Annotated in this window: 2 protein-coding genes; both read left to right on the forward strand. The window is 40.9% G+C overall.

Going from position 1 to position 2,068, the window contains the following annotated elements; all coding sequences use genetic code 11:
• Positions 1–43: 43 nt before the first annotated feature.
• Positions 44–1,306 carry an IS21 family transposase gene (gene istA, locus KDN35_RS19675; RefSeq protein WP_066329642.1) on the forward strand — a complete coding sequence of 421 codons (1,263 nt, stop codon included), beginning with the start codon at positions 44–46 and terminating at the stop codon, positions 1,304–1,306.
• The gene (gene istB, locus KDN35_RS19680; RefSeq protein ID WP_066329639.1) at positions 1,303–2,067 is read left to right on the forward strand and encodes an IS21-like element helper ATPase IstB; all 765 of its coding nucleotides are present in this window, start codon (positions 1,303–1,305) and stop codon (positions 2,065–2,067) included. Before istA ends, istB begins: the two co-directional genes overlap by 4 nt.
• Position 2,068 lies beyond the last annotated feature (1 nt).

Below are 2,068 nucleotides of genomic sequence, written 5' to 3' on the forward strand. Positions count from 1 at the left end.
GATAATCGTTTCGAAACAACATCTTAAATGGAGTGGAGAAACGATGCTGAAGGTAGGGGAGTTTTTTATGATTCGAGAGTTATATCAGAAAGGCTGGACTCAAACAGCGATTGCCAAAGAAACAGGTTTTGATCGGAAAACCATTCGTAAGTATCTAAAGGGGGACAAGCTTCCAGAGCGTAAAGTCAGTGAGAAAAAAAGAAAAAGCAAACTAGATCCTTATAAAAGCTATCTTCTTCAACGAATACAAGAAGGTACGACGAATTGTGTTGTTCTCCTTGAGGAGATCCAAGCGATGGGATACACTGGCAAGATGACGATATTAAGAGATTTTGTTCGACCGTATCGAGAACAGCCAAAGAAACAAGCTACCTTACGGTATGAAACACCACCAGGCAAACAAGCTCAAATGGACTGGGCCTATGTGGGAAAGTACTTGGTGGATGGTCAATATCAAGATATTTATGCTTTCGTGATGGTACTTGGTTATTCCCGAATGAAGTATGTGGAGTTTACGACCAATATGAATGTAGAAACATTAATGAAATGTCATATGAACGCATTTGCTTACTTTAACGGCATTCCTGAACAGATTCTTTATGACAATATGAAAACCGTTGTTCTGAAACATAGTCCCATCGAAATTCGATTTAACCGGACGTTCGAGGATTTTCTAGCGTATTACGGTATTGTTCCAAAAGCATGTCGGCCGAAACGTCCACAAACAAAGGGAAAAGTAGAAAGAGTGGTAAAGTATTTGAAAGATAATTTCTTTCAGCGAAAACACGAACCTACTCTCTATGCATTAAATGAAGCTGTTCGTACATGGCTGGATCAAGTGGCCAATCGAAAGCCGAATCAAACGACGAATGAACCGCCAATTCAACGTTTGGAACAGGAACAGAAGTTCCTTCAAGCATGGGGAGTCAAACCATTATTCCCGACATGTCGCTGGGAGACACGAGAGGTAAGTCGAGATTGTTTTGTTTCATACAGAGGAAAAAAATATTCCGTTCCGTATCGCTATGCAGGACAGGTTGTAAAAGTGAAAGAAACTCTCGACCATCATATCGAGATTTATGATGAACAGGAGTGTATTGCCAAACATCCGATTTTGACAGGAAAAGCAACTGCTCATATTCAAATGGAACATTATGAGGGCTTACATACAAAAGAAAAAGGACAGAGAAGAAAAGGCGTTCAAGGTTTGGCGACCAACGACCTTTCTTCTTCTGCCCCATCTCCTAAAGTAGAACAACGCCCTCTCGCTGCTTACGCAGCATTGGAAGAAGGTGAGACTGTATGATGAACGAGCTGTTAATCGAACGCTTAAAAAAGCTTGGTTGGCACCACACAGCCCACCAACTAGATAGTTTATTAGAAGACGCTTCTAGAGATAATGTATCATATTCTGAGTTTCTAAACACTATTGTTTTACAAGAAATTGAATATCAAGAGTCTCAACAACTAGAAAAGCGAATGAAACGAGCCAAATTACCTTCTATCAAAACGATTCATGACTTTGATTTTTCCTTTCAACCGAGTATCAGTGAAAAGAGAGTCAAAGAAACGCTGACCTGTCGGTTTATTGCCAACGGGGAAAATCGAATCTTACTAGGCCCACCGGGTGTTGGAAAAACGCATTTAGCGATTTCCTTTGCGGTGGAAGCTATCACTCAAGGGTATACCGCTTTATTTTTAACCGCAGACGATGTAGTGGCTGAATGCCGAAAGGCAAACGAAAAAGGGACTCTCCAGCGATTAGTGAATCGTTGGAGTCGTCCAGATGTACTCATTATGGATGAGGTCGGTTACTTTCCTTTTGATGAGCTAACGGCGAATGTCTTTTTTCAGGTCGTATCGAAACGATATGAACAAGGCTCTATGATCCTCACATCGAATAAATCCTATCTCGAATGGGGGAAAGTATTCGGTGATGATGTACTAGCGACAGCGATTTTAGATCGCCTATTACATCACGCCATTACCTTTAATATCAAAGGTGATTCTTATCGTCTACGAGAAAAGAAAAAAGCAGGAGTTTATCCTGCCCAGTTGCCTAATTAAA

This window comes from Brevibacillus sp. NL20B1 (assembly GCF_018195675.1).
In the GTDB taxonomy this organism is placed as follows: domain Bacteria; phylum Bacillota; class Bacilli; order Brevibacillales; family Brevibacillaceae; genus Brevibacillus; species Brevibacillus aydinogluensis.

Coding starts and splice junctions, on each gene's coding strand:
- istA (WP_066329642.1), top strand. CDS start 44: ATGCTGAAGGTAGGGGAGTTTTTTATGATTCGAGAGTTATATCAGAAA.
- istB (WP_066329639.1), top strand. CDS start 1,303: ATGATGAACGAGCTGTTAATCGAACGCTTAAAAAAGCTTGGTTGGCAC.